The sequence below is a fragment of the Curtobacterium sp. RIT-PI-V genome (assembly GCF_025642935.1).
Taxonomy (GTDB): domain Bacteria; phylum Actinomycetota; class Actinomycetes; order Actinomycetales; family Microbacteriaceae; genus Curtobacterium.
The window spans coordinates 1-24,309 of the sequence record NZ_JANZKM010000004.1 but is presented as its reverse complement, the minus strand read 5'-3'; the positions used below and the strand labels follow the sequence as shown (position 1 = coordinate 24,309).

Genomic DNA, 24,309 nt, shown 5'->3' with positions numbered 1-24,309 from the left:
TCACGTGTCGGACGCACGCTCCATGACGGCGGTGAGCCGCTGGAGCGGCACACGTTGCTGGGACTCCTGCGTCACCGCGACCGCTTCGACCGGCTCGCCGGAATCGGTGTCGACGAAGCGCAGGTCCGACGTCAGCTCGGACGGCCGGTACCGGTCGGCCCAGCCGCCGAGTGCCAGCAGCACCAGCGAGAGGTCGCGGCCGGCGTCGGTGAGCACGTACTCCTCGCGCGCCCGGGCGCCCTCCGGCTTGTAGGTCGTGCGCTCGAGCACTCCCCCGTCGACGAGGGAGGCCAGTCGTGCAGTGAGGACCTCGCGCGGGACGCCGAGGCTCTGCTGGAACTGACTGAAGCGCGTGGAACCGGCGAGGGCGTCGCGCACGATCATGAGCGTCCACTTCTCGCCGAGGACGTCGAGGGACCGTGCGATGGGGCAGCGCTCGTCGCCGCCGAGGATGCCGAGCATGCGTTCATCCTAGCTGGGTTCGATTTCTGGACACAACGTGCTAGGTTCGGTTTCCGTACTCAACTTCTCTCGTCTGGAGCCCCTCATGACCGACCTCACCAACGCCATCGTCCTCGTCACCGGAGCGAACGGCGGCCTCGGCGCCGAGTTCGTCCAGCAGGCCCTGGACCGCGGCGCCGCCAAGGTCTACGCGACCGCCCGCACCCCGCGCACCTGGGACGACCAGCGCATCGTGCCGCTCGCTCTCGACGTCACCAGCCAGGAGAGCGTCGACGCCGCAGCCCGCGCCGCAGCCGACACCACGATCGTCGTGAACAACGCCGGGATCGCCGGCGCCGACCCGCTCGTCGACACCTCGGTCGCGGAGGTCGAGCGCATCTTCGCGACGAACGTCTTCGGCGCGCTCCGTGTCGCCAAGGCCTTCGCCCCCTCGATCGGCGGCGGCGCACTGGTCGACGTGCACTCGGCCCTGAGCTGGGTCGCCCTGGCCGGCGCGTACTCGGCGTCGAAGGCGGCGTTCTGGTCCATCACGAACTCGCTCCGCCTCGAGCTCGCACCCCAGGGCACCCAGGTTGTCGGCGCACACCTCGGCTACACCGACACCGGCATGACGGCGGGGCTCGACGTCGAGAAGTCCGACCCGGCCGACATCGTCCGGCTCATCTGGGACGCCGTCGAGGCCGGTGAGCACGAGGTGCTGGCCGACCAGGTCAGCCGTGACGTCCGCGCCGGGCTCAGTGCGCCGCTGACGGCGCTGTACCCGGCGCTCGCCAGCGCCTGAGGCTCGTTCTCGTCGGGGCGGTGACGGCTCTGGTTCGCGAACACCGGGATGCGCGAACCAGGACCGTCAGTCACCGCAGGCGACTTCTCGCGCCCTGCAGGTACCCTGGCCCGATGACGGCGGGGGAAGCGTCTGCTCGGCAGCGCGGCGGGTGGACATCCCGCGGGCGCGCTACGGCCTTCTGGGTGACGGCGGCGCTCGGGACGGTCGCGGGCTACGCCACGTGGCTCTGGCTGTACCTCGCGTCGGACGTCGACAACCGGCGTTCGGCTGACGACTACGCTCACCCGAACGAGGGCGCCCTGTCACTCGGTCTCCCCGTCGTGGTGCTGGCGCACGCGATCGGCTTCGGGTTGCTCCTGCTCACCGCCCGACGCGCCCGTCGCGACCGTCGGTCGGCGTGGTGGTTCGCCGCGGTCGCACTGCTCACGGGCTCCCTCGTCGGGATGGCGGCGCTGATGCCGCTCACCGAGGGCCACCTCCTGATGCCGTACCCGCCCGCGTTCGCGCCGTGAGCGCCACGGCTCAGCCGCGGGCGCCTCTGTCGGTGATGTCGCGGTTCACTTCGGTGATCGCGGCGCGCTCCTCGACGGAGATGCCTGCGGCAGCCAGGACGCGGCTGAGCACGCCGCTCTTCCGCTCGATGTAGCCGTCGATGTCCTCGGCCTCGGCGGCCGCCCGGCGCTTCACGGCGGCGTACTCGTCGCGCAGGGCCTGGTCGGCGCGCAGCACGTCGCGGACGGCGAGGTGGTTCCGGAGCGAGAGCGAACCGGCGGTGGCGACGTAGGTGTTGCTCGGGGCGAAGCGCTCGGGTGTCCGGAAGGCCTGCCGGTCGGGGACACCGAGGTCTCCCCGTGGCTCGAAGCCGATCATGGCCAGCGCTGCGACCGCCGCCGCGACTTCTTCGGGATCGACCACGATGTCCACGTCGATGACGGGCTTCGCTGCCAGGCCGGGTACCGAGGTACTGCCGACGTGTTCGATGCTGCGGTAGGGCGCATGGGCGGCGTCGAGAGCCGCGACGTACGCGTCCCGCAACACCGCGAACCGCTCGGGCCACGACGGCTGGTACTCGACGACCTCGATCATCGAGTGCGCCGCGTGGCAGGCGGTGGTGCGAGGAGCTGGAACATGACGTGGTCGCGCCAGGCTCCGTCGATCGTGATGTACTCCGGCGCGAACCCGTAGCGCTTGAACCCCGCGGACTCGAGGGCACGCTGCGACCCCACGTTCTCCGGAAGGGTCTCCGCCTGGACGCGGTGGAGTCGGAGGACGTCGAACGCGTGGGCAGCAGCAGCGGCGACGGCGCGGGAAGCGTGGCCCTGGCGCAGCCGGTCGGCGCGGATCCAGTACCCCATCGCACACGACTGCAGGGCTCCGCGGGTGGTGCCGCTCAGCGTGATGCGCCCGAGGAGTTCACCGTCGGTCGACTCGATCACGAACGGGACCGCGGTGCCGGCGCGCTCCGCAGCGAGCGACTGCACGATCACGTCGTGCTGCCCCTGCTCGGTGAAGTACGCCGGTGCCCGGGACGGCTCCCACGGGCGCAGGTGCTCGGCGCTCGCGGTGATGACGGCGGCGAGCGTCGCCGCGTCGTCGACGCGGAGCAGGCGCAACCGGGTGTCCATGGCGGAGGGTGTGGGATTCGAACCCACGAGACATCTCTGCCCACCTGTTTTCAAGACAGGCTCCATCGGCCGCTCGGACAACCCTCCAGTGACGCGACCACGTGGCGAGACGTGACCGCGTCCCGGGAAGTCTAACGGGCCTCCCGTCCGCCGTGCGCGTCAGCGCATGCCGGGGTCAGCGCGGCAGGGAGTCGAGCGCCGCTGCCAAGCCGTCGTCGGACACCCCACCGGTGAGTTCGTTGCCGGCGTCGACGACGTCGTCGGGCGCCTGGCCCATCACGACGCCACGGCCTGATGTCGAGGCCCACCGGAGCATGTCGATGTCGTTGCGACCGTCTCCCGCGGCGAAGACGCGCGACCGGGGGATGTCGAGCCACTCGCGCACGCGTTCCATGGCGGTGGCCTTCGTCACGCCCTCGGGTGCGATGTCGAGCCACGCGGTCCAGCCGACGGTGTACGAGACCTTGTGCAGGCCCATGTCCTCGACGATCTGCAGGAACTCCTCGAGCCCGTGCTCCGGCGAGATCACGACGACGCGGGTGGCCTCGACCGTGAGCAGCTGCTCGAACGGCACCAGCTCGCCGGCGTTGGTCATGGTGTCGGCGGGGAAGTTCTCGGACAACCGGAAGTGGCCGGTCTCGTCCTCGACGCCGAAGGCCGCGTTCTCCAGGGCACCGCGGATGGTCTGCAGCACGTCGCTCGGGTCGAAGTGCTCGACGTGGATGCGCTCGTAGGACCCGTCCGGACGACGGGCCAGGGTCAGCGCGCCGTTGGCGCAGACGAGGTACTTCGGCTCGATGCCGAGGGTCTCGAGCAGCGGTACCGTCATGCCCTCGCTGCGGCCCGTGGAGAGCATGACCTCGTGCCCGGCGGCCTCGGCATCGCGCACGGCGGCGACCACCGACTCGGTGATGACGCCGTCCTCGCGCATGGTGGTGCCGTCGATGTCGAGCGCCACCAGCCACCGCTTCGTGCGGGCGGGAGCACCGGCGCCCGCGCCCTGCGCCGCACCGTCCACGAACCGCCCCTGCGCGCTCATCGGGGTTCGATCACCTCGACGCCACCGAGGTAGGGGCGCAGCACCTCGGGCACGACGACGGAGCCGTCGGCCTGCTGGTGGGTCTCGAGGATCGCGACGATCCAGCGGGTGGTCGCGAGGGTGCCGTTCAGGGTGGCGACCGGGGCGGTCTTGCCGCTCTCGGTGCGGTACCGGATGTCAAGGCGACGAGCCTGGAACGTCGTGCAGTTCGACGTCGAAGTGAGCTCGCGGAAGGTGCCCTGCGTCGGGACCCAGGCCTCGATGTCGTACTTCTTCGCCGCGCTCGTGCCGAGGTCACCCGCGGCGACGTCGATCACGCGGTAGTGCAGCCCGAGGTCCTGCAGCATCTGCTCCTGGTACGACACGAGCTTCTCGTGCTCGGCCTCGGCCTGGTCCGGGTGGACGTAGGCGAACATCTCGAGCTTGTTGAACTGGTGCACGCGCAGGATGCCGCGGTTGTCCTTGCCCGCCGAGCCGGCTTCGCGCCGGTAGCAGGTCGACCAGCCGGCGTAGCGGTGCGCGGTGTTCTCGATGTCGAGGATCTCGTCCGCGTGGAAGCCGGCGAGCGCGACCTCGCTCGTGCCGGTCAGGTACAGGTCGTCGGCCTCGAGCCGGTAGACCTCGGCCGCGTGCTCACCGAGGAAGCCGGTGCCCGCCATCGTCTCGGGGCGGACGAGCGTCGGGGTGATGAGCGGTTCGAACCCGGCGGCGATGGCGCGGTCGAGTCCGAGCGACATGAGCGCGATCTCGAGCCGCGCGCCGAGACCGCGCAGGAAGTAGAAGCGCGACCCGGAGACCTTCACGCCGCGCGGGATGTCGATGATGCCGAGGTGCTCACCGAGGTCGGCGTGGTCCTTCGGCTCGAAGTCGAACTCGGGCTTGGTACCGACGGTGCGGAGGGTGACGAAGTCCTCTTCACCACCGGCGGGGACGCCGGGCAGCACGACGTTCGGGATGGCGCGCACGACGGAGTTGAAGGTCTCCTCGGCCGCGGTGACGGTCGCCTGGGCTTCCTTCACCCGAGCCGAGAGCGCCTGGGCCTGCTGCACGAGCGCGGCCTTCTCGTCCTTCGGGGCCTTGGCGACGGTCTTGCCGAAGGCGTTCTGCTCGGCGCGGAGCGACTCGAACGCGGTGATCGCGCTGCGTCGGGCGGCGTCGGCGGCGACGGCCTCGTCGACCACGGCGACGGATGCACGGCGGGACTCCTGCGAGGCCTTGATGACGTCCGGGTTGTCACGAAGCAGCTGGGGATCGATCACCGCTCCATCCTAGAGGCGAGGACATGGGGAGGAACCCGCCGCTCGCAGCGTCCGGTCGGTACCGTTGGTCGCATGTCGACCCCTTCGGAGACCGCGCCCGCGGACCAGGACGCCCTCCCCACCGAGCACCGGACGGCAGCCGTGGTCTACAACCCGGTCAAGGTCCACCTGCCCACCCTCAAGGCCACAGTCGAGCAGCACCAGCAGGAGGCCGGCTGGTCCGAGACCCTGTGGTTCGAGACCACCGAGGAGGACCCGGGCGGAGGCATGGCACGCGCAGCACTCGACGCCGGGGCGGACGTCATCGCCGCCGCGGGTGGTGACGGCACCGTGCGCGCCGTCGCCGAGGTCGTGCACGGCTCCGGTGCCGCGCTCGCACTGCTGCCGAGCGGCACGGGCAACCTGCTCGCCCGCAACATGAAGCTCCCCCTCGACGACCTGGCGAGCAGCGCGCACACGATCTTCTCCGGCCACGACCGGTCGATCGACTTCGGCCTGATCGGCATCGAGCGGCCGGACGGGGACCGCGAGCAGTTCGGCTTCGTCGTGATGGCGGGCCTCGGGCTCGACGCCCGGATGATCGCGAACACCCGCCCCGAGCTGAAGAAGCGCGTCGGGTGGCTCGCCTACCTCGACTCGTTGCTGCGTTCCGTGCGGGACACCGACGGCTTCGAGTTCAAGTACCGGCTCGACGAGTCGGCCCGCAACGGTTCGGTGCGCGCGCACTCGGTAATCGTCGGCAACTGCGGCATGCTGCAGGCCAATGCGATGCTCTTGCCCGACGCCGAGATCGACGACGGCGTGTTCGACATCGTCGTGATGCGACCCCGCGGGTTCTTCGGCTGGGTCCGGATCGGTGCCCGAGTGTTCTGGGAGAACGGCATCCTGCGCTGGTTCCGTCGCTCAGCACTGTCCGACACCCTGATCGGTCGACGCATCACGACGGCGGCGAAGCAGGAACGTCCGCTGCGCTACATGCGCGGCGAGGAGTTCACGCTGCGGCTCGAGAAGCCCGACGAGTTCGAGATCGACGGGGACCCGGTGGGCGAGATCACGGCGTTCCGCGCGCGGATCGACCCCGGTTCGCTGACGGTCAAGGTGCCGACGGTGGAGCCGCGGCCGAGCCGGGTGCGCGGCCGCAAGCGCTGAGCGGTGCGCGGGCGGTGCGGCCGGTGCGCGGTTGCTCACTCGGTGCGAGGTTGTTCGGGCGCACGGAGTGATCAACCTCGCACCGAGCGGCAGCAGCGGGCAGCAGCGGCCGACAGGCAGCGCCGGCCGATCAGCAACCGTCAGCCCGCGTCGGGCTCGCCGGACACGATGGCACGCAGCCAGTCCCGGGCCTCGACGAACGCGGCGTCCGAGTAGCGCGCCGGCACCTCGGGCTGCGCGCCGTCGGCTCGCGGGTACGACCCGAGGAACGTCACGCGCGGGCTGAACCGACGCAGGCCGAGCAGGGCGTCGGCCACGCGCTCGTCCTGCACGTGCCCGTCCAGGTCGATGACGAACCGGTAGCGGCCGAGCTCGTCACCGATCGGCCGCGACGACAACAGCCCCATGTTGATGCCGCGGGTCGCGAACTGCTCGAGCATGTCGACCAGGGCGCCGGGGTGGTCGGCGGGCAGCTCGACGATGACGCTCGTCTTGTCGGCACCGGTCGGCTCGGGCAGCGCCAGCGTCTTCGACACGAGCACGAAGCGGGTGACGGCCGAGGCGTTGTCGCCGATCGACGACGCCAGCACGACGACGTCGTGGTGGTCGGTGATGCCGGGCGGTGCGACGGCGGCGTCGGCGGTGGGGTTCGCCTCGAGCAGGGCGAGCGCGGCGGCGACGTTGGACGACGCCGGGATGTGACCGTGGCCGGGCAGGTTCGCCTCGAGCCAGTTGTGGGTCTGCGCGTACGCCACCGGGTGGGCGTTCACGGTGCGGACGTCGGCGAGCACGGTGCCGGGGCGCGCGACGAGCACGAAGTCGACCGGGACCAGGTACTCCCCCACGATCCGCACCCCGGGGATCCGGGCGAGGGCGTCCTGCGTCGCGCTGACGCCACCGTCGACGCTGTTCTCGATCGCGATGACCGCACCGACCGACCGGCCGGACATGACGTCGTCGAGGGCTTCACCGACGTTGTTGACGCTCCGCCACGGCTTGCCTGCCGCGGCCTCGACGAGCTTCAGGGCCGCCTCGGTGAAGGTGCCGGCGGGTCCGAGGTAGGAGTACGTGTCGGACGGCGCGGCGGGGTCGGTCATGGGCCGAGCCTATTGCAACGACCGAGCCTGCAGCGCCGGGCGCACAGCGCCGTTCAGTCGGTGCTGGCGCCGGTCAGCCGCTGCTCGCAGATCGCGGTGTCGTCGTCGTCCCGCGGGTACGTCAGGGCAGCGAACCGCCCCTCGGGGTCGAGCCGCGTCAGCAGTGCGGCCGCGATGCCGTCGAGCTGGACGACCTGCTCGTCGCTCAGGGCGTCGATCACGACATGGCGTGCGGTGCGGACGTGGTCCGGAGCGGCCTCGACGATGGTGGCGTACCCGGCGTCGGTGAGCCGGACGTCGGTCGCCCGGCGGTCCGAGGTCGACGGGCAGCGCGTCACGAGCCCGCGCTTCTCGAGCCGGGACACCACGTGCGACAGCCGGGGCAGCGAGGCGTTCGTGGCCGAGGCCAGGGCCGACATCCGCAGCGTGCGGCCGTCGGTCTCGGAGAGCATCGCGATGACCATGTAGTCGAAGTGCGTCAGGTCCGCGTCACGCTGGAGCTGCTGGTCGAGCGCCGCCGGCAGCAGCTCCATGACGGCCACGAGCTTCATCCACGCGCGCAGCTGCTCGCGGGTGAGCCACGGGGTCTCGTCGGTCATGTCGGCATCCTACCGAAAGGTTGTCGCTTTAACCAGTGGTCTGCGAGCCGCGCGCGACAGACCGCCGCGCCCGCACCACCCCGACGACGAGCACCGCCACCACCACGAGCAGCAGCACGCCCTCGACGATCAGCAACCGCGTGCCGTAGTCGAACGGCAGGATCGTGGGGTTCTTCTGCCCGTGCCGCTTCGCCGCGATCTCGGGCAGCACCACGAGGGCCAGCACGCTGCCGAGCACGATCACCGTCTGCACCACGACGAGCACCCACGCCCGGAGCGACCGTCCCGCGCGACGCAGGAGCAGTCCGGCGCCGACGACGAACGGCGACAGGATCGCGTCGTGCAGGATCACCGCGCCGAGCAGCCAGGCGGCCAGCCCGCCGATGCGCTTCGGGGACACGGACGTCACCAGGACGTAGGCGCCGAACGCGATCACCAGCACGCCGAGCACGACGAGCACGATCCGTGCGGCCTTCACCGCAGCACCTCGATCTTCTCGATCCACTTGGTCTGCAGCACGCCCGGTCGCCCCGGGGCGATGATCCGCGCCGGGAACCCGTGGTCCAGGTCGAGCGTCGAACCGTTCAGCTCGAGCGCGACCAGGGTGGTCGGGTCCTCGGCGTACTCCGGCCCCATGTCCATGATCCGGTAGCCGCCGTGCCGTTCCAGGCTCGTGACGCGCACGTGCGATCCGGGTTCGGCCTGCACGGCGCCGAGCAGGTCACGCATCCGCACGCCCTTCCAGCTGCCCATCTGGCTCCACCCCTCGACGCACGAGATCGGCAGGTCGACCTCGGTGGTGCCGAGCGCGACGAGTTCCGCGCGCACGAAGGTCCGTGTCACGTCGGGTCCGACGACCGTCAGCGTCCAGTCCGCGGCGGTCGCGCTGGCGAGCACCCCGGCCGCGCGGGCGGTGCGGTTGACCGGCAGGCCGTTGGCGCCGAGACCGCGCTGGCGCGCGCCGAACACGTTGAACGGTTCGGCGAGCTTCGAGGACTGCCCCGCCGTCAGGGCGACGACGCCGACGACCGCGGCCGTCACGCCGCCGAAGAACCCGCGTCGTGCGATCCGCTGGCGTCGGCCCTGTGCGCGATCGTCGACCGACCGGGAGGCCCGGGTCGGCTCCGGCACGTCGGCCGTCGGTTGGTCGGGGGCTGCGTCGACCGCGTCGACGCCGTCGATCCAGCGGAACACGCGGCCGAGCAGGCCGGGGGCCGTGGAGCCGGCCGTCTCGGCGACCGCAGCCGGCGGGGCGGACGCACCCCGGGCCTCCCGGACGGGTGGGAGCAGCTCACTGCCGGACGCGGGGTCCGCGATGAACCGGCCCTGCTCGTCGTAGGAGTCGCGCTTCCGCCAGTAGCGGGCGATCACCGGCAGCTTCGACGCGATGTGGATGACGAGCGACCCGATGATCACGTACGCCATCGCGTTGTGGACCTGGCGGAACGGGAACGGCCACGGGTACCACTGGTACGTGTTGAGCAGGCCGGTCGTGACCTGGATGATCGACGCCGACACGAGCACGGCGATCGACAGTCGCTCGAACAGGTGGAGCACGCCGCGCACCGGCGGGACCTGCACCAGCGCGGGCATGACGGTGTTGAGCTTGGCCAGCAGCAGCGGGATGATCGCGATGCCGGTGGTGATGTGCAGGCCCTGTGTGAACTGGTAGAGCTGCGTCGGCCGGGTCGGGAACCGCATCCAGCCGAGGGGCTCCTGCAGCAGGTGACTGTAGATGCCGGTGCCGAAGCAGACCACGAAGGCGATGCCGAGCAGTCGTCCGAGCACCACCGCGGAGCGCGCGTTCCGGTTCGGCGAGGCCAGTGCGGCCCGCGCCTCGAACAGCAGGTGCCGCACGCCCGCTAGCCTCGACGGACCATGAGCGACCGACTGCGTGCCGTCCGACCGTCCTCCGCCGTCGGCCCCGGTGCCCGCCTCGCCCTCGTGGGAGCGGTCGTCGGAGTACTCGCCCTCGCGGGCGTCATCGCCTTCGGCGTCACGCATCTGGGGTTCCTCCGATCCGACACTCGTTCGTCATTCGTTGCGTGGACGCTGATCGCTTGGACGGTGTTCGTGATCGCCGTGCTCGCGCTGCGGTTCGTGCCCGCCCGGTCGACGACCGCCGTGGTCGTGGTCGGGGCAGTGGTGGTCGGTCTCGCGGCGTTGGCCGGCCCCCCGAGCACGAGCACCGACTCGGCGCGGTACGCGTGGGACGGCATCGTCCAGCATGCCGGAGTCTCACCGTACGCGCACACACCCCAGTCCACGGCACTCTCCGGGCTGCGGCCCGACTGGCTGTTCCCGGACAAGGTGAACGGCACGTGCGACGACCTCAAGCCCCGGTTCCGTGGCCTCGGCGACGGTGCGGACGGCCACTGCACCCCGATCAACCGCCCCGACGTGACGACGATCTACCCGCCGATGGCGCAGCTCTGGTTCGCCGCGGTCCGCGCCTTCGTGCCGGCGACCGCGCAGTACATGCCGTTCCAGGTCGCGGGGCTGCTGCTGTCGCTCCTCGTCACCGTCGCCCTCGTCGTGGTGCTGCGGAAGACCGGTCGCCCGACGTGGTGGGCCGCGCTCTGGGCCTGGTCGCCGCTCGTGGCGTCCGAGGCCGTGACGAACTCGCACGTCGATGCCCTCGGCGCGGCGCTCGCGACCGCGGGTGCCGTGCTCGTCGCGTTCGGCCGACCGATCTGGGGCGGGATCGCGCTCGGAGCGGCCACGGCCACGAAGCTCATCCCCGCGATCGTGTACCCGCCGTTGCTCGGCCGGTGGCGTTCCTGGTGGGCGATCCCGGTCGGGATCGCCGTGTTCGGGCTGCTCTACGTGCCCTACGTGCTCACGACCGGGCTCGACGTGCTCGGGTACCTGCCCGGGTACCTGAGCGAGGAGGGCTACGAGGACGGCTCGCGCTTCGCTCTGGTGTCGATGGTCTTCCGTGGCGACGCCGCAACGGTGGTGGTCGGGCTCGCCGTGCTGCTCGCCGCCTTCGTCGCGTGGCGACTGTCCGACCCGTCGCGGCCGTGGTCCGGCGAGGTCCTGATGATCGGCGTCACCTTCCTCGCCGTGACCCCGCGCTACCCCTGGTACGCGCTGCTGCTCATCCCGTTCGTGGTGCTGTCCGGGCGGTGGGAGTGGCTGTCGATCGGGCTCGCCATCGCGCTGCGCGGGGTGTGGCCGTCGACGGACGCCTACCGGTGGTGGCTGCTCGCCGCCGTGGCCGTCATCGTGGTGGTGACGCTCCTGCGCACGAGCCGGTCGGACTGGCGACGCTGGTGGGAACGGCTGTCGTTCCGGCGCGTCGAACACGTACGCTGAGCCGCATGGCACCCGCGACCCTGCTCGGCACGACCGTGGACCCGGCGTCCGCCGGGCTCGTCGACCGCTTCGGGCGTCGTGCGATCGACCTGCGGGTGTCGCTGACCGAACGGTGCAACCTGCGCTGCACCTACTGCATGCCGGCCGCCGGGCTGCCCTTCGCCCCCGACGACGCCCTGATGACCGCCGCCGAGATCGAGCGGCTGGTCCGGATCGGGGCGTCGCGCTTCGGCGTGCGCAAGGTGCGCTTCACCGGTGGCGAGCCGATGCTCCGGCACGACCTGGTCGACGTGATCGCCCGGTGCGCCGCGCTGCCCGACGCCCCGGAACTGTCGCTCACCACGAACGCCATCGGTCTCGCCCACCGCGCCCAGGCCCTGTACGACGCCGGGCTGCGGCGCGTGAACGTGTCGCTCGACACCGTCGACCCGGACGTGTTCACCACCGTGACCCGCCGCCCGTTCCTCGACAAGGTCATCGCCGGGCTGTCCGCCGCCCACGACGCCGGCCTCGACATCAAGGTCAACGCGGTGCTGCTGCGCGGGATCAACGACGAGGCCGCGCCGGAGTTGCTGCGCTGGTGCCTCGACCGGGGCTACGAGCTGCGGTTCATCGAGCAGATGCCGCTCGACCCCGACCACGCCTGGGACCGCACCGAGATGGTGACCGCTGCCGAGACCCGGGCGATGCTGGCGTCGTCGTTCGTGCTGACGCCGGACGAGGCCCCGCGTGACGGCGCCCCGGCCGAGCGGTACCGGGTGCACGCACGCGACCACGCCGCTGCGTCGGGCATCGGCGTGCTGCTCGGCACCGTCGGGATCATCGCGAGCATCACCGAGTCCTTCTGCGCCGATTGCACCCGCACCCGGTTGACCGCCGACGGCAACGTCCGGAGCTGCCTGTTCTCCGACGCGGAGACCGACGTCCTCGGGCCGATGCGCGCCGGGGTCTCCGACGACGAGGTGACCGAGCTGTGGCGCCGGGCGATGTGGGCGAAGCCGCGCGACCACGGCGACGACAGCGACGAGCTCGTGCACCCGACGCGCGGCATGAGCGCGATCGGCGGCTGAGACATGACCACGATCCGGTTCTTCGCCGCTGCCCGGGCGGCGGTCGGTGCGGACACGCTCACCACCGCGGCCGGCACTCTCGACGAGGCGCTGCGCGAGGTCACCGCCACCGACCCATCGCGCTGGAGTGCGCTGCTGGAGCGGTGCTCGTACCTGGTCGACGGCGTGACGACCCGCGACCGCAGCACCGAACTGTCCGGAGTCGGAGTCGTCGACGTCATGCCCCCGTTCGCCGGCGGCTGAGCGGCCCCCGCTCGTTCTTTCCCAGAACGCCCGCGATGCCTGGTGTTTCCGGGCGTACCGGGGCAGAACTTCCGACCAGGTACGCCCGATCCGGCCAGGTACGCCGCCCGGCCGCCGCCGCCCGGTCGCCCGGCCGCCGCCCGGCCGCCGCCGCCCCTACGGCGAGACGGACAGCACGATGAACGCGGCGAAGATCACCAGGTGCACCCCGCCCTGCAGTCGCGTCGCCCGACCCGGCAGCACGGTGAGCACCGCCGCGACGATCGTCAACGCGAGCAGCACGATCTGACTCGGCCCGAGCCCGAGCAGCAGCGTGCCCGGCATGAACAGCGACGCCACCGCGATGGAGGGGATCGTCAGACCGATCGACGCCATCGCCGACCCCATGGCCAGGTTCAGGCTCGTCTGGATCCGGTTGCGGGCGGCGGCCTTCGACGCCGCGATGCCCTCGGGCAGCAGGATGAGCAGGGCGATCACGACGCCGACGAACGACGGCGGGAACCCGACCGCGGCGACACCGGCCTCGATCGCCGGCGACTCGACCTTGGCGAGCCCGACGACGGCGACGAGCGCGACGACGAGCAGAGCGAGCGAGGTCATCGTCGCGCGTCCGGTCGGCCGGGCGGCGTGGGCGTCCTCGGACTCCGTGAGCACGCCGCCGGAGCGGTTGACCGGCAGGAAGAAGTCGCGGTGGGCCACGGTCTGCGTCACGACGAACAGCCCGTAGAGCACGATCGACGCCACCGCGACGAAGACGAGCTGCGTCCCGGTGAAGGACGCGTCGTCGGTGCCGGTGGTGAACGTCGGCAGCACCAGGGTCAGGACGGCGAGCGCGGCCACGGTCATCGTCGCGGCACTCGCGCCCTCCTGGTTGAACCGGACGGTGTTGTGCCGGAGCGTCCCGATCAGGATCGCGAGGCCGACCAACCCGTTCATCGTGATCATCACGGCCGAGAACACCGTGTCACGCGCCAGGGTCTCGGCCTGGGCACCACCGGAGCTCGACAACGAGATGATCAGCGCGACCTCGATGATCGTGACCGCGACGGCGAGCACGAGTGAGCCGAAGGGTTCCCCGACCCGGTGCGCGACGACCTCGGCGTGGTGCACCGCCGCGAGCACGGTGGCGGCGAGCACGACCGCGACGATCGCCACGACCACGGTGCCGAGTCCGTAGCGGCCGTACGAGAACGCGAGCACGACGGCCGCCAGGATCGGGATGGCCACGGGCCACGCCTTGGGGAACCAGGAGGTCATCCGCCCATTGTCTCAACCGCGCGGCGCGTACACCGCCAGTTCCGACGCCGGGACGTCCACGCGGACGGCGTCGCCGGGTCCGATCCCGAGTGCCGTGACGCGCGACAGGGTCAGGTCGGCGACCAGGTCACCGGCGCGCACCCGCACCAGACCATCGCGCGGTTCGAGCGACGTGACGGTGCGCTCCGGTCCGGAGCCGTCCCGCGTGAGCACCGCGGCCGTCGGGTGGAAGGCGCCCAGGGCGGGCCGACCGGGAGGCACGGCGTGCGTCCCCGACGCCAGCTCGCCCCCGCCGTCGGTCGCGATCCCACCCGCGGTGGCGGTCCCGTGCACCAGCGCGAGTCCGGAGAACGCCGCCGCGAAGGCACTCGTGGGCCGTCCGAGCACGGCCGCTGGGGTGCCGTCCTCGACGACCCGACCGTGCTCGACGACGACGACCCGGTCGGCCAGGGCGACGACCTCGACCGGGTCGTGCGTGACCAGGACGCTCGGGCGCCCGCCGATCGCGGTCCGGAGGGCGGCACGGACCTCGTCGCGTGCGGCGACGTCGAGCGCCGACGTCGGTTCGTCGAGCAGCAGGACCGCCGGGTCGGTGGCGAGCGCCCGGGCGATGGCGACGCGTTGTGCCTGGCCGCCGGACAGCGCGTCGGGGCTCCGTCCCGCCAGGTCGTCGATGCCGACGTCCGCCAGGGCACGGAGCGCGCGGGCACGGGCCGCTGATCGTCGGACGCCGGCGGCCCGCGGGCCGAACGCCACGTTGCCGATCACGTCGAGGAACGGGAACAGGTCGGGTCGCTGGGCGACGAGTCCGATGCGGCGGCGGTGGGCGGGGACGGTCCGCCGCTGGTCCGACACGACGGTGCCGCCGAGGGCCACCTGTCCGGCGTCGATCGGCAGCAGGCCGGCGAGGGCCTCGACCACGGTGGACTTGCCCGCGCCGTTCGGCCCGATGACGGCCACGCACTCCCCCGTCGCGACCTCGAGGGCGACGTCGACCCCTCGTCGCTCGACGACGATCCGCGCGGTGACCCCGGTCACGCTGCCACGCCCCGGGTCCGGAGCGACGAGGCGCCGATGACCACGACGGCGACCACGACGAGCACGACCGCCAGTGCCACGGCGGTGTCCGGATCGACCTCGCGCTGCAGGTAGATCTCCAGCGGCAGGGTCCGGGTGACCCCCTGCAGGCTGCCCGCGAACGTCAGGGTCGCGCCGAACTCCCCGAGCGCTCGCGCGAAGCAGAGCACCAGGCCGGAGACGATGCCGGGCAGGACCCTCGGGGTCGTGACGGTGAGGAACGTGCGGGTGGGACCGGCGCCGAGGGTGGCGGCGACCCGCTCGTACCGGTCCCCCTCGACGCGGAGCGCGCCCTCGATCGAGGAGACCAGGAACGGCATGGCGACGAACGTCTGCGCGATGACGACCGCCGTGGTGGTGAACGCGATGTGCAGCCCGTGGTCGTCGAGGAACGCCCCGACCACCCCGAGGCGACCGAACGCCGCCAGCAGCGCGAGCCCGCCGACCACGGGCGGCAGCACGAGCGGCAGCAGCACGACGGCGCGGGCGACGCCCACCCACCGTGACCGGGACCGGGCGAACAGCACGGCGAGCGGGTACCCGAGCCCGAACGCGACGGCCGTGGCGGTCAGCGCGGTGCCCAGGCTGAGCCCGAGGGCCGTGAGCGACGCCGTCGAGGTGACGAGGGCGACGAACGACGACCAGTCGACCCGACCGAGCATCGCGAGCACGGGGACGACGACGAACAGGCCGCCCAGCACCGCGGGCAGCGGGAGCCACCAGGCGACCGGTGGCCGTCCGTCAGCCCGCGAGGCCACGGGTCACGGCTTCCCGAACCCGGCGGCGGTGAGCACCTTCTGGCCGGTGGCGGACCGGACGTAGTCGGAGAACGCCTGCGCGAGCTCCGGGTCCTCGGACGCCTTGAGCACGCCGATCGGGTACGTGTTGACGGCCTTGCTCGACTCGTCGAACGGGACACCGTCGACCTTGCCGTCGGCACCCTGCACGTCGGTCACGTAGACCAGCCCGGCGTCGGCCTGACCGGACTCGACCTTGCCGAGCACGTCGGTGACGGACTGCTCCTCGCTGACGGGCTGCAGGTCGACGCCCGAGGCGGACTCGACCTTCGCCGTCGCGGCACCGCACGGCACCGGGGCCGCGCACGTGACGAGCTGGACGTCGGAGCCGGTCAGGTCGTCGAGGCTCGTGATGCCCTTCGGGTTGCCCGGCGCGACGGCGATCTCGAGGACGTTCGTCGCGAAGTCCTCCGGTGACCCGCTCGCCAGGTCGGTCGCGGACAGCTTCGCCATGTTCGCCTCGTCGGCGGACGCGAACACGTCGGCGGGGGCGCCGTTCTGGATCTGGGTGACGAGGTCGCTCGAGCCCGCGAACGAGAACTCGATCGAGGCGCCGGGGTGCGCGAGCTCGAAGTCCTTGCCGAGCGTGGTGAAGGTCTTCTGGAGCGACGCGGCGGCGAAGACGGTGATCGAGCCCGACACGTCTGCGTCCGCGCTTGACGACGACGACGGCGACGACGACCCGGCCGGAGCATCGGCGGTGGAACACGACGCCAGGCCGAGCGCCGCGACGACGGCGAGGGGCACGAGCAGCGAGCGGGGACGACTGGTCATCGGGGGTCCTCCTGGTGGGTGGGCGCCTCGACGGTGACCATCGTGGCCTTGACGGACGCCACGGCGACGGACCCGACCTCGAGCCCGAGGTCGCGCACCGCCTCGGCGCTCATGAGCGAGACCACGCGGTGCGGGCCGCACTGCAGTTCGACCTGCGCCATCACGGTGTCGACGACCAGGTCGGTGACGATGCCGACGAAGCGGTTCCGTGCCGAACTCTTCACACCGGTGTCCGGGGCGGCCAGCTCGGTGCTCCGCGCCCGGGCGTACTCGGCCACCTGCCGACCGTCGACGACGGCGCGACCGGCGTCGTCGGTGGCCCGGCTGAAGGTGCCCCCGTCGACGAGGCGGCGCACGGTGTCGTCACTGACCCCGAGGAAGGCGGCAGCGTCGCGTATCCGCAGTTGCGTCATGATGCGACGATCCTAGCCGCGGAAGCGGCGCTCTGGACCGGATCCGTGTCGGATCAGGACATGCGCCCGATCGCCACGGGCAACCCTTCGCGGCGCCAGGCCTCGAACCCGCCGTCGAGGACCGTCACGTGCCTCCAGGCCGGTTGGGCGGCAGCCCACGCGTCCGCACGCGGACCACGGGCGCAGTAGACGACCACGTCCGCCGCGTCGGTGTCGTCGGTGACGGCTCCGGCGACCACGCCGTCCGCCCGTTCGGCGTCGGTGCGCACGTCGACGACGACGACCGGATCCGCGGGGTCGGCCAGGCGCGCGGCGAGTGCGGACGGGGCGATGCGCTCGGTCCGGGACGGATCGACCGCGACGGGACGGCGTGATGCCGGCCCGCGCCGGACGGTGCTCTCGCTCCACCGCCAGCGGCGTGCATCGACGGTCAGGACGCGTCCGAGCAGCGGTTCGCCGGTGCCGGTGACCAGGGCCAGTACCTGTCCGGCCATCACCGCTCCGACGGCACCGCACAGTGCCGGGACGACGCCGTCGAGGGCGCAGGAGCCCTCGTCCGGCAGGGCCTCGGGGTGCAGGTCGTGGAAGTCGACGCCGTCCGGCCCGGCGTCGCGGAAGACGCTGACCTGGCCGTCGTGACCGAGCACGGTGCCCCAGACGAACGGCACGCCGGCGTCGGCGCACGCGTCCGACACCGCCCGGGTGACCAGGACGGAGTCCGCCGCGTCGACGACCACGTCGTGTCCGGCGACGAGCTCCGGCTCGAAGGACCCGACCACGGCGACGGCGTCGAGTTCCGGGTCGACGGCGCGGGCACGGGCCACGGCGACCTCGGCCTTCGACGATCCGACGTCGGCCGCGGTGAATAGCGTCTGACGCGCGAGGTTCGACGCGTCGACCACGTCGGGGTCGACGATCGTGAGCCGTCCGACCCCGGCGAGGTACGCGACCACGGGAGCCCCGAGCCCGCCGGCGCCGACCACCAGGACGCGTGAAGCGGCCAGGCGCCGGAGCCCGACGGCGCCGACGTCGGACAGGGCAGCGGTCCGCGAGCCGAGCCGGGTCCGCCACGGGGAGAGCGCTGCGACGGGGGCGACGAGGGGGTCCATCCCGTCATTCTGGCCGGTCGTGCCGAATCCCTGCATGTGAATGTTCAGCGGGTGGACGCGGCGGATGCTCAGTGCCGCTCGGTACGGTCGCGGGCGTGAGTTCTCCCCGCACCGGCACGGTCACGGTCCGACGCACGACGTCGGACGCGTCGACGCGCGCACGGCTCCGGGCGCTCGCCCTGTCGACCGTGCGGGCGCTGGTGCGTGCGCCGGAGGTCACCATCGGTGCGGTCGGTGTGGTCGTCGCCGCGGCCTTCACGTGGGTGCCGTCGGTCTGGTACGACGAAGCCGCCACCCTGACGAGCGCGCAGCGCAGCTGGCCCGCGCTCTGGGCGGAGCTGCAGAACGTCGACGCGGTGCACGGCCTGTACTACGCGCTCATGCACGTCTGGCTCGCGCTGGTCGGTTACTCCCCGTTCACCCTCCGCTTCCCCAGTGCCCTGGCGATCGGGGTCGCCGCCGCGCTCGTGGTGGCGCTCGGCCGGCGGCTCGGTGGCGTCCGGTTGGGGGTCGTCTCCGGTCTGGTCTTCCTGCTGCTGCCCCGCGTCGCCTGGGCCGGCACCGAGGGCCGCCCGTACGCGACCGTCACCACCTTCGCCGCGCTGCTCACGCTCGTCGGCCTGACCGCGGTCCGTCGGACCCGGGTGCGGCACCACGCGACGCGGTGGTGGGTCGTCTACGGCGTACTGGCGGCCGTGGCCGTGGTGTTCAACGTCTACCTGTCCCTCGCCGTCGTGGCGCACGGCGTCGTGCTCGCCTGGACCGGCGTCGCCGACCGGGCGGCCCGCCGTCAGGCCTCGGTGACCGACCGCCGTGGCGCCGTGCCCTCGGCGATGGTGGACCGCGCCGTCGTCGTCCGCTGGGCCGTCGCCGCCGCGGCCGCAGCCGTGGTCGTCCTGCCGTTCATCGGGCTCGCGGCCGGTCAGGCCAAGCAGGTCGGCTGGATCACCGGCATCGGGTGGGCCACCCTGCGGCAGGTGTTCGCGACGGCCTGGTTCGGCGTCGTCTACCCGTACGCGACCCTCGGCTGGGTGCTCATGATCGTCGCCGTCGTGCTGACGGTGCGCGCGGCCCGACGCCCGTCGCCGGCAGCCCGCGACCTGCTCCGCATGCAGGCCGTCCGGGTCGCCGTGCCCTTGACGATCCTGCCCACCGCACTGCTGGTCGCCGCGACCGCCGCCGGCGAGCACCTGTACTCCCCCAAGTACGCGAGCATCAGCCTGCCGTTCGTGGCGCTCCTGATCGGACTGGCGATCACGGCCATCCGCCCGCGACGCTGGATCGCGATGGCCGTCGTCGCCATGGTCCTGGTGTCCGTTCCGACGTCGACGATCGTGCGACTGCCGCACGCCAAGCAGTCCTCGCACTGGGCGAACGCCGCGGCCGTGATCGAGCGCGAGCGCAACTGGGCGACCGACTCCGACGAAGGCGTCATCTACGGCAGCGTGTACGGGCACCCCACCACGACCGCGCAGGTCATCGCCGACGCCTACCCCGAGGCCTTCACCGGCATGCGGGACCTCGCCGTCACGAGCACGGGAGCCGAACGCGGCCAGCTCTGGAACACGAACGGCGACATCGCCACGACGGTGCCCGCTCGCCTGGACGACATCGACACCGTGTGGTTCGTCGGTGCCACGTCGCGGAACATCCGCCCGCAGGTGTCCGAGACGCTGAAGGCCCAGGGGTTCCACGTCGTGCGCTGGTGGCACGAGGACACGGTCATCCTCTGGAAGTACAGCCGCTGACCGTCAGGACGGTCAGTGCACGAGGCGGGCGCCGTGCACCGGACCGGTGGCACGGAGCGCGACCAGCCCGGCGGCGCTGAGTTCGACCTGCAGTTCGAGCGCGGCGTCGCGGTCGCCGACGAGGAACGCCACCGTCGGACCGCTGCCCGACACCAGACCCGCGAGCGCTCCGGCCTTCTCGCCGACTTCGAGGGTCGACGCGAGACCGGGCTGCAGCCGCATGGCCGGGGCCTGCAGGTCGTTGTGGACGCAGTCGGCGAGCAGGTCGGGGTCGCCGGCGCGCAGCGCCTGCAGCACGTTCGACTCCACCACGGGGTGGGACGGCGCCGGTGCGATGTCGGCGCGGTAGCGCTCCCGGTGCTCGTCGAGCGCACGGTAGACCGCCGGGGTCGACAGGCCGTCGTCGCTCAACGCGAGGACCCAGTGGAACTCGCCCTTCGCCAGCGCGGGGCTCAGTTCGTCGCCGCGCCCGGTGCCCACGGCCGTGCCCCCGGCGAAGGCGAACGGCACGTCCGCGCCGAGCTGTGCGGCGAGACGGAGCAGTTCTTCGCGCCCGAGGGCGGTGCCCCAGAGCGTGTCCACGGCGAGCAGCGTGGCCGCGGCGTCCGCCGAGCCCCCACCCATGCCGCCGGCCACCGGCACCTGCTTGTCGATCGTCAACCGGACCCCGCCCCGGTGCCCCGCGGCGTCGGCCACGAGCCGGGCCGCACGGATCGCCAGGTTCGACTCGTCGACCGGCACGTTCGACGTGTCGATCGGACCGGTGAACGTCACCGAGAAGTCGTCGGCGTGCTCGGCCGTGACGTCCTCGTACAGCGACACGGCCTGGTACGCGGTCGCCACGTCGTGGTAGCCGTCGTCCTGCAGCGCACCGACGGACAGGAACACGTTGATCTTGCCGGGGGCGCGCGTCCGCACGCGGGTCGGGGCGGCCAACGTGGTCATGCCCCCAACCTATCCCGCTGCGGCTGCCGCGAAGCCCCGCGCCAGGTCGGCGAGGACGTCGTCGATGTGCTCGAGGCCGATCGACAGCCGGATGAGCCCGTCGCCCACACCTGCAGCGGCGCGCTCCGACGACGTCATCTGCACGTGGGTCGTCGACGCCGGGTGCACGACGAGCGACCGGACGTCACCGATGTTCGACACGTGGTCGAACAGCTCGAGGGCGGCCACGAACCGCCGTCCGGCCTCGACCCCGCCGTCCAGGTCGAACGCCAGGACCGCCGACGGCCCCTTCGGCACGTAGCGCTGTTGCAGGTGGTGCCACGGCGACGACGGCAGCCCCGCGTAGTGCACGCCGAGCACCTCGTCGTGCGCGTCCAGCCACGACGCGACGGCGGCCGCGTTCGACACGTGCCGGTCCATACGAAGGGACAGCGTCTGGATGCCCTGCAAGACCAGGAAGGCGTTGAACGGCGCGATCGCCGGACCGAGGTCGGCGGAGAGCTTCGACCGAGTGCGCTGGATGAATGCTCGCCGCCCGAACTTCGACGCGAAGTCCGTGTTCGCGAACCCGGACTGCTCGGTGGTCGCGAGCTGCGGGAACCGGTCGGCGTGGGCCGCCCAGTCGAAGTTGCCGCTGTCGACGATGAGCCCGGCGATGGCGCTGCCGTGACCGGCCAGGTACTTCGTCGCCGAGTGCACGACGATGTCCGCGCCGTGCTCGATCGGCCGGACCAGGTACGGCGTCGCGATGGTGTTGTCGACGATGAGCGGGACGCCGGCGTCGTGCGCGACCCCGGCCACCCCCGCGAAGTCCAGGACGTCACCGCGCGGGTTCGGGATCGACTCCCCGAAGAACGCCTTCGTCTCCGGACGCACCGCGGCCGCCCACTCGTCCAGGTCCGTGGGGTCCTGCACGAAGGTGAACGCGATGCCGAGGTCGTGCAGCGTCGATGCGAACAGCGTGTACGTCGCGCCGTACAGCGAGGCACTCGACACGACGTGGTCGCCGGCCCGGGCGACGCCGAGGACGGCCAACGAGGTGGCCGCCTGCCCGGACGCCAGCGCGAGGGCGCCGACGCCGCCCTCGAGGTCCGCGATGCGCCGCTCGAGCGCGGCCGCCGACGGGTTGTTCACGCGCGAGTACGTGTGCCCCGGGGCGTTGAGCATGAAGCGGTCCGCCGCGTCCTCACCGGACGGGTAGACGAAGGCCGCGGTCTGGGCGATCGGCGGGACGTTGCCACCGAACCCCGGGTCGGCCTTGAAGCCCGCACGGATCTGCCGGGTCTCGAACGCCCAGCCGTCCTCGGCGCTGGTCTCCGCGGCCCCCATCAGGACTGCGCCCCGACGGACGGGCGGACGAGCGGGATGACCTGTTCGCCGAAGCGGTCCATCTCCTCGAGCTGCGGCGAGAACTGCAGCAGCAGCGTGTCCACCCCGGCGTCCTCGAACTCCTTGATCCGGGCAGCGACCTGCGCCGGCGTGCCGACGAACCCGGGGCGCAGGCCGCGGTTCGACACCGAGTAGTCCTCGAGCGAGGGCACGTGCTCGAGCTGCGACTTCGAGATGAAGTCCTGGTACGACTCGTACGCGTTGCCGTGCTGCACGTCGGTGATGCGCGCCAGCTCGGCCTGCGCCTCTTCCTCGGTCTCGCGGACGATCACGTACGCGGCCATGCCGAACGCCTCGAACGGCGGCAGCCCAGCGTCGACCCGGCGCTGTTTCATCTCGGCGATCTTCGTCCGGAGCTCCTCGACCGTGCCGCCGTGGGTGACGTACGCGTCGGCGTACCCGGTGATCGCCGCCTTGCCGGCCTCGCTCTCGCCGCCGGCGTAGATGCGCGGGGTGACGCGCGGCTTCGGCTCGAGGTGGGCGTTCTGGATGTCGTAGTACTCGCCCGAGAACGAGTACGGGGTCTCCCGCCACATCCCCTTCATGACCTCGACGAACTCCGCGGTGCGCTTGTACCGGTCGTCGTGCTCCGAGAAGATGCCGCCGTACTGCTTGGCCTCCTCCGCCCACCACGCGCTCACGACGTTGAACGTGAAGCGGCCGCACGAGATGTCGTCGATGGTCGCCGCCTGCTTCGCCGTCACCGCGGGCAGGTGGTACCCGGGGCGCATGGCCGCCATGATCTCGAGCCGCTCGGTCGTCGCCGCGATCGCCGCCGCGAGCGACCAGGCCTCGAGCGACGGCGCCGCCGTGCCCTTGATGTCGTTGAGGTTGAGCTCCGGCACCAGCGTCAGGTCGAAGCCGATGCGCTCGGCGCGCTGCGCCAGGCGCTTCACGTAGTCGAAGGTGACCGGCATGTGCTCGTTCTCGACGTTGCGCAGCCAGCCGCCGAAGAGCGGGGTCCAGTATCCGAATCGCACGGGGTGGGTTCCTTGGGGAGGTGGGGAGTGCCCGGGAAGGGGCGCGGAACGGACTGGAGGCGCGGGGCGGGCCCGCCACGGGCCTCCAGTCCGGTGGTTCTTGCGTGCTCAGGCCGTGAGTTGCGCCGCGTACTGCGTCTCCAGCAGGCCACCGAGGTAGCGCGCGATGGAACGCGGGCCGGAGGCCGGCGCGGACTCCTCGACGGCGGGGTTGTAGTTCGTGTTCGTGTTGATGTCGTAGACGACCGTGCGGCCGTCGGTGGTCTCCATGAACTCGACGCCCGCGATCGTGATGCGCTGGTCGGCGAGGAACGTGCGGAGCTGCTGGACGAGCGGGTGCTCAGCGGTGACCTCGGTCCGGACGCTGAACGCGCTCGGCTGTTCGGCTCCCGGCACGTCACAGACTGCTCCAGCGATCATCTGGGGGACCTCGCACGCGTCGGCCGGGCACAGCTCGAAGCTGCCGGCGCTCGTGTCGACGCGGACGGCGTACACGAACTCGCCGCCGACGAACTCGACGCGGGTGATGAAGGGCTCACGGGCCGTCAGGAACTCCTGCAGCAGCGTGATGCCGTCGACCGGCGCCTCGAACTCCGGGGAGTCGACGTAGGCGTCGAACTCGGCGAGCGAGTCGAACCGGCGGACGCCCAGGCCCTTGCCGCCCTGGTTGTGCTTCGTGATGAACGGGACGTCCTGGCCGTTCGTGAAGTCCCGTGCCGCCTGCTTGAGCGTCCTCGTGCCGAACACGGCGGTGGTGCGGGGCACGTCGAACCCGGCGTCCTGCAGCAGCCCGTGCTGGGCCACCTTGGAGACCTCGAGCTCGAGCACGTGGCTGCCGCCGACGACCTGGCGACCCGCTCGTTCGAGCCAGCCGAGGACCGCGCGGGTGTACTCCTTGCTGTGCTCGTGGCCGCGGGTGTGGCTCGACGCCGACATGCGGGACCAGTACACACCGGGCTCCGGCTCGGCACCGAGGTCGATCTGTCCCTCGGTCAGCAGGATCTCCTGCACCGGGACGCCCTCGGCCTCGAAGGCTGCGGCGAGCGGCGGGAACCACTCGGGGTTCTCGTGGATGACGTACACGCGGGGAGTGCTCACCCGCCCACCCTAGGCACGGTACACCGCACGCGGCCAAGTGTGTGACGCGCGGTTGCTTCGTGTGGTGGGGTCGGGAG

The 24,309-nt window shown here is 71.9% G+C and carries 26 protein-coding genes and 1 tRNA gene; 7 read left to right on the top strand and 20 right to left on the bottom strand.

Annotated features, from left to right (window positions below; all coding sequences use genetic code 11):
* The gene (locus tag OGL88_RS04390; protein ID WP_263089998.1) at positions 1–462 is read right to left on the bottom strand and encodes a winged helix-turn-helix transcriptional regulator; all 462 of its coding nucleotides are present in this window, start codon (positions 460–462) and stop codon (positions 1–3) included.
* Positions 463–547: 85 nt separating this feature from the next.
* On the opposite strand from OGL88_RS04390, the gene OGL88_RS04385 reads away from it, so the two are divergent.
* Both OGL88_RS04385 and OGL88_RS04380 read left to right on the top strand, forming a co-directional pair.
* Positions 548–1,243, top strand: a complete 696-nt coding sequence (locus tag OGL88_RS04385) for an SDR family oxidoreductase (RefSeq protein WP_263089996.1) — start codon at positions 548–550, stop codon at positions 1,241–1,243.
* Positions 1,244–1,356: 113 nt separating this feature from the next.
* The gene (locus OGL88_RS04380) at positions 1,357–1,758 is read left to right on the top strand and encodes a hypothetical protein (protein WP_263089994.1); all 402 of its coding nucleotides are present in this window, start codon (positions 1,357–1,359) and stop codon (positions 1,756–1,758) included.
* Between the two features lie 10 nt (positions 1,759–1,768).
* Here the strand turns inward: OGL88_RS04380 and OGL88_RS04375 are convergent, their stop codons facing one another.
* The 5 genes from OGL88_RS04375 to serS all read right to left on the bottom strand — a co-directional run bounded on the left by OGL88_RS04375 (position 1,769) and on the right by serS (position 5,169).
* The gene (locus OGL88_RS04375) at positions 1,769–2,332 is read right to left on the bottom strand and encodes a GrpB family protein (protein ID WP_263089991.1); all 564 of its coding nucleotides are present in this window, start codon (positions 2,330–2,332) and stop codon (positions 1,769–1,771) included.
* Positions 2,329–2,871 (bottom strand): GNAT family N-acetyltransferase, encoded by a 543-nt coding sequence (locus OGL88_RS04370; protein WP_263089990.1) that lies wholly within the window; start codon positions 2,869–2,871, stop codon positions 2,329–2,331. Before OGL88_RS04370 ends, OGL88_RS04375 begins: the two co-directional genes overlap by 4 nt.
* A tRNA-Ser gene (locus tag OGL88_RS04365) sits at positions 2,871–2,958 on the bottom strand. Before OGL88_RS04365 ends, OGL88_RS04370 begins: the two co-directional genes overlap by 1 nt.
* An 88-nt stretch (positions 2,959–3,046) precedes the next feature.
* Positions 3,047–3,910 carry an HAD-IIB family hydrolase gene (locus OGL88_RS04360; protein WP_263089988.1) on the bottom strand — a complete coding sequence of 288 codons (864 nt, stop codon included), beginning with the start codon at positions 3,908–3,910 and terminating at the stop codon, positions 3,047–3,049.
* A complete protein-coding gene (gene serS, locus OGL88_RS04355) occupies positions 3,907–5,169 on the bottom strand; it encodes a serine--tRNA ligase (protein WP_123938376.1) in 1,263 nt (420 codons plus the stop codon). The genes OGL88_RS04360 and serS overlap by 4 nt, the downstream gene beginning before the upstream one ends.
* A 72-nt stretch (positions 5,170–5,241) precedes the next feature.
* Between serS and OGL88_RS04350 the strand changes: the two genes are divergently transcribed.
* Positions 5,242–6,318, top strand: coding sequence for a diacylglycerol/lipid kinase family protein (locus tag OGL88_RS04350; RefSeq protein ID WP_263089987.1), 1,077 nt, complete (start codon positions 5,242–5,244; stop codon positions 6,316–6,318).
* 140 nt (positions 6,319–6,458) lie between these two features.
* On the opposite strand, the gene pheA is transcribed toward OGL88_RS04350, so the two are convergent.
* Genes pheA through OGL88_RS04330 form a run of 4 tightly spaced genes read right to left on the bottom strand, consistent with a single transcriptional unit; the run spans position 6,459 to position 9,871 of the window.
* Complete coding sequence (gene pheA, locus OGL88_RS04345; RefSeq protein ID WP_123338582.1) at positions 6,459–7,415, bottom strand: prephenate dehydratase; 957 nt, start codon at positions 7,413–7,415, stop codon at positions 6,459–6,461.
* 53 nt (positions 7,416–7,468) lie between these two features.
* Positions 7,469–8,014: a MarR family winged helix-turn-helix transcriptional regulator gene (locus OGL88_RS04340; RefSeq protein WP_263089984.1), complete on the bottom strand. Its 546-nt coding sequence runs from the start codon at positions 8,012–8,014 to the stop codon at positions 7,469–7,471.
* A 28-nt stretch (positions 8,015–8,042) separates the two neighbouring features.
* Positions 8,043–8,492 (bottom strand): hypothetical protein, encoded by a 450-nt coding sequence (locus tag OGL88_RS04335; RefSeq protein WP_263089982.1) that lies wholly within the window; start codon positions 8,490–8,492, stop codon positions 8,043–8,045.
* A complete protein-coding gene (locus tag OGL88_RS04330; RefSeq protein WP_263089981.1) occupies positions 8,489–9,871 on the bottom strand; it encodes a molybdopterin-dependent oxidoreductase in 1,383 nt (460 codons plus the stop codon). Before OGL88_RS04330 ends, OGL88_RS04335 begins: the two co-directional genes overlap by 4 nt.
* A gap of 21 nt (positions 9,872–9,892) precedes the next feature.
* Between OGL88_RS04330 and OGL88_RS04325 the strand changes: the two genes are divergently transcribed.
* From OGL88_RS04325 to OGL88_RS04315, 3 genes are read left to right on the top strand one after another with little or no spacing between them, the layout of a single operon-like run.
* Positions 9,893–11,332, top strand: a complete 1,440-nt coding sequence (locus OGL88_RS04325) for a glycosyltransferase family 87 protein (RefSeq protein WP_263089980.1) — start codon at positions 9,893–9,895, stop codon at positions 11,330–11,332.
* A gap of 5 nt (positions 11,333–11,337) precedes the next feature.
* The gene (gene moaA, locus OGL88_RS04320; RefSeq protein WP_263089979.1) at positions 11,338–12,402 is read left to right on the top strand and encodes a GTP 3',8-cyclase MoaA; all 1,065 of its coding nucleotides are present in this window, start codon (positions 11,338–11,340) and stop codon (positions 12,400–12,402) included.
* Positions 12,403–12,405: 3 nt separating this feature from the next.
* The gene (locus tag OGL88_RS04315) at positions 12,406–12,645 is read left to right on the top strand and encodes a MoaD/ThiS family protein (protein ID WP_263089978.1); all 240 of its coding nucleotides are present in this window, start codon (positions 12,406–12,408) and stop codon (positions 12,643–12,645) included.
* A gap of 156 nt (positions 12,646–12,801) precedes the next feature.
* Here the strand turns inward: OGL88_RS04315 and OGL88_RS04310 are convergent, their stop codons facing one another.
* Genes OGL88_RS04310 through OGL88_RS04285 form a run of 6 tightly spaced genes read right to left on the bottom strand, consistent with a single transcriptional unit; the run spans position 12,802 to position 18,072 of the window.
* Entirely contained in the window at positions 12,802–13,902 is a 1,101-nt protein-coding gene (locus OGL88_RS04310; protein ID WP_263089977.1) for a calcium:proton antiporter, read from the bottom strand.
* Between the two features lie 12 nt (positions 13,903–13,914).
* A complete protein-coding gene (locus tag OGL88_RS04305; RefSeq protein WP_263089976.1) occupies positions 13,915–14,940 on the bottom strand; it encodes an ABC transporter ATP-binding protein in 1,026 nt (341 codons plus the stop codon).
* Positions 14,937–15,737, bottom strand: coding sequence for an ABC transporter permease (locus tag OGL88_RS04300; protein ID WP_263089974.1), 801 nt, complete (start codon positions 15,735–15,737; stop codon positions 14,937–14,939). The genes OGL88_RS04305 and OGL88_RS04300 overlap by 4 nt, the downstream gene beginning before the upstream one ends.
* A gap of 3 nt (positions 15,738–15,740) precedes the next feature.
* On the bottom strand, positions 15,741–16,550 hold the full coding sequence (gene modA, locus OGL88_RS04295; protein WP_263089973.1) for a molybdate ABC transporter substrate-binding protein: 810 nt from the start codon (positions 16,548–16,550) through the stop codon (positions 15,741–15,743).
* Positions 16,547–16,963, bottom strand: coding sequence for a TOBE domain-containing protein (locus OGL88_RS04290; protein WP_263089972.1), 417 nt, complete (start codon positions 16,961–16,963; stop codon positions 16,547–16,549). Before OGL88_RS04290 ends, modA begins: the two co-directional genes overlap by 4 nt.
* A gap of 53 nt (positions 16,964–17,016) precedes the next feature.
* The gene (locus tag OGL88_RS04285) at positions 17,017–18,072 is read right to left on the bottom strand and encodes a ThiF family adenylyltransferase (RefSeq protein ID WP_263089969.1); all 1,056 of its coding nucleotides are present in this window, start codon (positions 18,070–18,072) and stop codon (positions 17,017–17,019) included.
* Positions 18,073–18,167: 95 nt separating this feature from the next.
* Between OGL88_RS04285 and OGL88_RS04280 the strand changes: the two genes are divergently transcribed.
* Entirely contained in the window at positions 18,168–19,820 is a 1,653-nt protein-coding gene (locus OGL88_RS04280) for a glycosyltransferase family 39 protein (protein ID WP_263089966.1), read from the top strand.
* Positions 19,821–19,832: 12 nt separating this feature from the next.
* Here OGL88_RS04280 and OGL88_RS04275 read toward each other — a convergent pair whose 3' ends face one another.
* The 4 genes from OGL88_RS04275 to OGL88_RS04260 form a co-directional block, all read right to left on the bottom strand.
* Positions 19,833–20,765, bottom strand: coding sequence for a 4-(cytidine 5'-diphospho)-2-C-methyl-D-erythritol kinase (locus OGL88_RS04275; protein WP_263089965.1), 933 nt, complete (start codon positions 20,763–20,765; stop codon positions 19,833–19,835).
* A 9-nt stretch (positions 20,766–20,774) separates the two neighbouring features.
* Positions 20,775–22,094 (bottom strand): O-acetylhomoserine aminocarboxypropyltransferase/cysteine synthase family protein, encoded by a 1,320-nt coding sequence (locus tag OGL88_RS04270; RefSeq protein ID WP_263089964.1) that lies wholly within the window; start codon positions 22,092–22,094, stop codon positions 20,775–20,777.
* Positions 22,094–23,134: an LLM class flavin-dependent oxidoreductase gene (locus OGL88_RS04265; RefSeq protein WP_263089963.1), complete on the bottom strand. Its 1,041-nt coding sequence runs from the start codon at positions 23,132–23,134 to the stop codon at positions 22,094–22,096. Before OGL88_RS04265 ends, OGL88_RS04270 begins: the two co-directional genes overlap by 1 nt.
* Positions 23,135–23,242: 108 nt before the next feature.
* A complete protein-coding gene (locus tag OGL88_RS04260; RefSeq protein ID WP_263089961.1) occupies positions 23,243–24,232 on the bottom strand; it encodes an ATP-grasp domain-containing protein in 990 nt (329 codons plus the stop codon).
* Positions 24,233–24,309: the final 77 nt, after the last annotated feature.

Excerpts from the sequence above, each read along its gene's own strand:
- OGL88_RS04390 (WP_263089998.1), bottom strand. The coding sequence starts at position 462 with ATGCTCGGCATCCTCGGCGGCGACGAGCGCTGCCCCATCGCACGGTCC.
- OGL88_RS04385 (WP_263089996.1), top strand. The coding sequence starts at position 548 with ATGACCGACCTCACCAACGCCATCGTCCTCGTCACCGGAGCGAACGGC.
- OGL88_RS04380 (WP_263089994.1), top strand. The coding sequence starts at position 1,357 with ATGACGGCGGGGGAAGCGTCTGCTCGGCAGCGCGGCGGGTGGACATCC.
- OGL88_RS04375 (WP_263089991.1), bottom strand. The coding sequence starts at position 2,332 with ATGATCGAGGTCGTCGAGTACCAGCCGTCGTGGCCCGAGCGGTTCGCG.
- OGL88_RS04370 (WP_263089990.1), bottom strand. The coding sequence starts at position 2,871 with ATGGACACCCGGTTGCGCCTGCTCCGCGTCGACGACGCGGCGACGCTC.
- OGL88_RS04360 (WP_263089988.1), bottom strand. The coding sequence starts at position 3,910 with ATGAGCGCGCAGGGGCGGTTCGTGGACGGTGCGGCGCAGGGCGCGGGC.
- OGL88_RS04350 (WP_263089987.1), top strand. The coding sequence starts at position 5,242 with ATGTCGACCCCTTCGGAGACCGCGCCCGCGGACCAGGACGCCCTCCCC.
- pheA (WP_123338582.1), bottom strand. The coding sequence starts at position 7,415 with ATGACCGACCCCGCCGCGCCGTCCGACACGTACTCCTACCTCGGACCC.
- OGL88_RS04340 (WP_263089984.1), bottom strand. The coding sequence starts at position 8,014 with ATGACCGACGAGACCCCGTGGCTCACCCGCGAGCAGCTGCGCGCGTGG.
- OGL88_RS04325 (WP_263089980.1), top strand. The coding sequence starts at position 9,893 with ATGAGCGACCGACTGCGTGCCGTCCGACCGTCCTCCGCCGTCGGCCCC.
- moaA (WP_263089979.1), top strand. The coding sequence starts at position 11,338 with ATGGCACCCGCGACCCTGCTCGGCACGACCGTGGACCCGGCGTCCGCC.
- OGL88_RS04315 (WP_263089978.1), top strand. The coding sequence starts at position 12,406 with ATGACCACGATCCGGTTCTTCGCCGCTGCCCGGGCGGCGGTCGGTGCG.
- OGL88_RS04310 (WP_263089977.1), bottom strand. The coding sequence starts at position 13,902 with ATGACCTCCTGGTTCCCCAAGGCGTGGCCCGTGGCCATCCCGATCCTG.
- modA (WP_263089973.1), bottom strand. The coding sequence starts at position 16,550 with ATGACCAGTCGTCCCCGCTCGCTGCTCGTGCCCCTCGCCGTCGTCGCG.
- OGL88_RS04290 (WP_263089972.1), bottom strand. The coding sequence starts at position 16,963 with ATGACGCAACTGCGGATACGCGACGCTGCCGCCTTCCTCGGGGTCAGT.
- OGL88_RS04285 (WP_263089969.1), bottom strand. The coding sequence starts at position 18,072 with ATGGACCCCCTCGTCGCCCCCGTCGCAGCGCTCTCCCCGTGGCGGACC.
- OGL88_RS04275 (WP_263089965.1), bottom strand. The coding sequence starts at position 20,765 with ATGACCACGTTGGCCGCCCCGACCCGCGTGCGGACGCGCGCCCCCGGC.
- OGL88_RS04270 (WP_263089964.1), bottom strand. The coding sequence starts at position 22,094 with ATGGGGGCCGCGGAGACCAGCGCCGAGGACGGCTGGGCGTTCGAGACC.